Annotated in this window: 4 protein-coding genes; 1 reads left to right on the forward strand and 3 read right to left on the reverse strand. The window is 46.1% G+C overall.

All coding sequences use genetic code 11. The annotated features are described in order from the left end of the window. Positions 1-103 precede the first annotated feature (103 nt). Together FHQ30_RS04315 and FHQ30_RS04320 are read right to left on the reverse strand one after the other, a co-directional pair. Positions 104-1378 (reverse strand): NRAMP family divalent metal transporter, encoded by a 1275-nt coding sequence (locus tag FHQ30_RS04315; RefSeq protein WP_139611857.1) that lies wholly within the window; start codon positions 1376-1378, stop codon positions 104-106. A 414-nt stretch (positions 1379-1792) separates the two neighbouring features. Then, positions 1793-2971 (reverse strand): MFS transporter, encoded by a 1179-nt coding sequence (locus FHQ30_RS04320; protein ID WP_139611858.1) that lies wholly within the window; start codon positions 2969-2971, stop codon positions 1793-1795. Between the two features lie 163 nt (positions 2972-3134). Between FHQ30_RS04320 and FHQ30_RS04325 the strand changes: the two genes are divergently transcribed. After that, a complete protein-coding gene (locus tag FHQ30_RS04325) occupies positions 3135-3797 on the forward strand; it encodes a trimeric intracellular cation channel family protein (protein ID WP_132965956.1) in 663 nt (220 codons plus the stop codon). Between the two features lie 34 nt (positions 3798-3831). On the opposite strand, the gene mtnN is transcribed toward FHQ30_RS04325, so the two are convergent. Next, entirely contained in the window at positions 3832-4524 is a 693-nt protein-coding gene (gene mtnN / locus FHQ30_RS04330) for a 5'-methylthioadenosine/S-adenosylhomocysteine nucleosidase (protein ID WP_139611859.1), read from the reverse strand. Positions 4525-4633: the final 109 nt, after the last annotated feature.

Consider the following 4633-nt stretch of genomic DNA (forward strand, 5'->3'; position numbering starts at 1 on the left):
TATATAATCGCCCCCTACTGTTACAACATTAATCGTGTGTTTTAACCTTTGTCAGCAGTCTAAGGATAGCCTCAGGGCTATCCTTAGGGGCTATTCTAAGAGATTATCCCAACAATCCCAGCTGCTGTACGATAAACAACAGTGCAAATGCGGTCAAATAAATCAAGCCTATGACCGACAACCAATATAAGCCTTTGCTGATTTTATGCTCGCCTTTTAACACCAGCAATAGATTCAGGGTGGCGAAAATCGGCGTGGTGACAAACGAGGCTATCATCGCAAATTGCAGCATCGGTGCCAGCGCATTGTTAAAGAAAAACAACACTGCCAAGCCTGCCACCGTGGTGAAAAACATCGACAAGTTCAAGTAACCTTGGCGGGCTTCTTGTTTATTCAGCAATAAGCGTATGGCTTCCACATTGCTGCGGCTGTAGCCGTCAATCACCGTGATGGTGGTGCCGAACATGCAGGCAAAAGCGATAAAAGCGATCAACAGTCGCGACCATTCACCGATTGTCACCGCATACATATTGATCAATTGAGCAATGTAACGTCCACCGACTTTCTCCACTTCCACACCGGAACCGTATTGCACCAACGCACCTAATGCCAAAAAGACCAGCGCCAATATTGCAGTACCGATATAACCGACGTTGAAATCAAACAGACCGTCACGGTAAGAGACTTTAGCCAGGCGGCGTTTTGCTACCACCCACATGGAATTGATTGCCGAGATTTCAATCGGCGCCGGCATCCAGCCCATCAAGGCCACAATAAACGCCAACGCACCTAAATTCCATGGCGTTGCTGCTACATAATCCGGTGCAGCCACCGCACCACGCATCATTGCAATCGCTACAGCGGTAATTGTGGCGATGGTCAACGAGATCATAATCAGTTTAGACACACCATCCAACACGCGGTATTTTCCCAACAACAATAGCAGAAAACTGACGCACAGCACCATCGCACTTAAGATCGGCACCGGTACGCTAAACGGCAATACAAACGTCAAAATCACCGCACATAGTAGACCAACCGCTGCTGTGTTTACCACAGTGGCAAAGATATTCAAAATAGTAAAAATCCAAAGATAAAACCGCCCTTTTTGACGATAACCTTCCAACAGCGTATTGCCGGTGTCCAACGTATATTGTGCGCCGAAGCGGAAAAACGGGTATTTGAACAAATTAGCCAAAATGATGATGATCGCCAGCTGCCAGCCGTAAATCGCACCGGATTGGGTAGAGGCGATCAAATGCGAGCCGCCGACCGCCGCTGATGCCATTAAAATGCCGGGGCCTAAAGCCTGTAATTTACTGCGGGCAGTCGAGGCTTCTTCTGTTGTTGCTTGCAGTGATTCACTGTTATTTGTCATATTGGTGGTTCCTATTTGTGGTTCTTAAAAATGAATAAAAACCTAAGACTAAATCTGCCGTGTTATTTACCATTCAGCACGTGCCAAACTTAGTTTTAGGTTTAGTGCAATAAAAAATCAATTTGAAAAACAATTCAAAAGCCAAAGTAGCGTGTCAGCAAAACGTGACGATTATCTTTTATTTTTATAAAAGTACCGAACACCCTCATCGTTCTTTATCATAAACTTAGAATAAAAAACCAAATTGATTAAAAATAATAGAGTAAAATACTTTTTGTTTTTTATTTAAAATTGAACTGTTTTTCAAAAAGATAACCGAGTTTACTGATTATTTAAGGGATTGGCAATCTACTTTAACGATTTCAAAAATCGTTGTCACAAAATAATGACAGCAGAATATGCTTTGAATGAGCACTAGCGTCGTAGTTGTTTGAAAATACCGAACAGCAACCACAATACCAGCAGCAACAGTAACATTGCGGCAAGTGGCACCCAGATCCAAGTGAAATGCTGCCAAACGGTCAACAAATATTCACCGCCGACGCTAGCGCCAAGGTAATAACTGGAGAGGTAAAGTGCGGATGCTAAAGCGCGGGCATGAGTGGCATTTTTGCCGACCCAAGCGCTGGCAAGGGCGTGTGTAAAGAAAAAACCAATGCTGCATAGCAACAATCCTGCTATCAGAATCAGCACGGAGTCGCTCACCAACAACAGCATACCGAACATGAGGATTAGCCAACCGATCAACATGCCGCGCGGCGCATTAAAACGGCGACTGAAACGTCCTGCCATCGAGGCTGCAAAAGTACCGCTCAAATAGCAAAGAAACAATAGCGAGACCTGAATCGTGCTGAACAGCCAAGGCGCTTGCTGCAAGCGTAAACCGACCACCGAAAACATATTGATAAACATACCGAAACAAATGCCGCTGATTAAAAATGTACGCCATAACAACGGATTTTTGATATGCCCGCACAAGTTGGCAAGAATGGTGCGAAATGCTAATAACTGTGGTTTGAAATAACGTTCACGCGGCAGATAAAAATAGGTCAGCAACGCACCAGCAAACGTCAAAAGTGCGGTAAACAGCATCGGGGCATTCAACCCGAACCAATCTGCCAATGCGCCACCAAGAATCCTGCCAGAAATACCGCCAATGGAGTTTGCCGCAATATAAATCCCGACCGCCGGAATCACAGCATCCGTTTCAAATTCTTCACTGATATAGGCAATCGCCACCGCAGGCAAGCCTGCCAATGCCATTCCTTGCAAAAAACGCAATCCGATCCAAACCGCAACCGAATCACTGAATACCAAACTGAGAGAAAATAGTGCCGACAAACCTAAGCTCAACAACATCACCAAGCGGCGACCGTAGCGATCGGCAAGCAGCGCCCAAGGGATCAAAAACAGGCTCATACCTAGCGAGGCAGCAGCAAAAATCCAGTTTGCTGCATTCAGAGAGACGGCATAACGCTCAGCAAACAGCGATAACAGTGGTTGTACGACATATAAATTACTAAAAACCAAAAAAGACGACAGTGACAGCACCAAAGTCGCCAAAAAATAGTCGCGGGTTTTAATTTTTATCATCGTGTTTTCATTTTCGTAACAGAATGGTTACATTCTAATCTAACCTGGGGTTAGCACAAGATATTGATCACAAAAATGCTGTCTGGCGCAAATTTTTCTTTATCAAAAGCCCAAATCCTCTTACTCTATTCCATCTGCTAATTTCTATTCAAACTATTCAACTATGTTACTGACAACGCTTTATATTATCGGTATCACCGCCGAAGCGATCACCGGTGCTTTGGCCGCCGGAAGGGAAAAAATGGATCTGTTTGGGGTGATTATTATCGGTGCGGTCACCGCCATCGGTGGTGGTTCCATCCGTGATATGCTGCTCGGACACTATCCGCTCGGTTGGGTGGCACATCCCGAATATATTATGATTGTTGCCTGTGCTGCGGTTTCAACTGTATTTGTCGCACCGCTGATGCGTTATTTTCGCACAGTATTTCTGGTGTTGGACGCCTTGGGGCTGATTGTCTTTTCGATTATCGGCGCGCAAGTGGCACTGGATATGGGGCACGGCTTGATCATCGCCTCCGTTGCTGCAGTTGTGACCGGTGCCTTTGGTGGCGTGCTGCGTGATCTGTTGTGCAATCGAATCCCGTTGGTGTTTCAGAAAGAGCTGTATGCCAGTGTCGCCTTGCTGACCACCGCAATTTATCTGGGCTTGCCTTATCTGGGCATTTCACACAATTTGGTGGTGATTGTTACTCTAATCAGCGGCTTCGGAATCCGCTTGCTGGCGATTTATTTCCATCTTTCGCTGCCGGTATTCGATTATCAGGAGCAAGCGGAACCGCCTAAACCGCTGTTGGCAAAATGGCGTGAGAACCGCAAGAAATAAAGCTAGTGCTTGCAATCGGATCAAACGTTAGCTTCTATTGCAGCTCTGCCAACATTGCAATAACCATCTCGGAAGATTGCTGTGCCGCTAGCGGTAGAAATTCATCAAACGAGATATGTGAAACTTGATCCGCCACATCTGACACTGCACGCACCACCACAAACGGCAGATCGAATGAGAAGCAAACCTGGGCAATCGCCGCAGCTTCCATTTCCACCGCAACCGCCGCTGGAAAATCAGCTTTAATCCGTGCAATCTGCTGCTGATCGTTACAGAACAGATCACCGCTGCAAATCAAGCCGTTGACCGCACTTTTGCCTTGTGCCTGAACCACTTTTTGCGCCAATTCGATTAATGCCTGATTCGAAGCAAAGGTTGCCGGACAACCCGGCAATTGCCCCTTCGCATAGCCGAAAGCAGTTACATCCGCATCATGGTAGGCGGTTTCAGTAGAAACAATCACATCACCGATAGCCAAATCGGCAGCAATTCCGCCGGCAGATCCGGTGTTGATGACACAATCCGGCTTGGTCAACAAAATCAGTGCAGTTGTTGCCATGGCTGCCGCCGTTTTGCCGATACCGGACTGGACTAGCGCCACATCAGCGCCGTGCAAGCTGCCTTGATACAGGGTGCAACCAGCGATCTGGTGTGTGGTCACATCGCTCATTTTATTGCGTAAAATCTCTACTTCTTGCAGCATTGCGCCAACAATTCCGATTTTCATTTTGCTTCCTTGATTAGGGTCTGTTGATGTTTGTTTATTATTCTTGATAACAACCGCACTTTATTAGGGTCTGTTGATCTTTGTTTATATTTTGAGTTGTCGTTTAAAA

It is taken from the genome of Testudinibacter sp. 'clade 2' (genome assembly GCF_006227735.1).
GTDB lineage: Bacteria > Pseudomonadota > Gammaproteobacteria > Enterobacterales > Pasteurellaceae > Chelonobacter.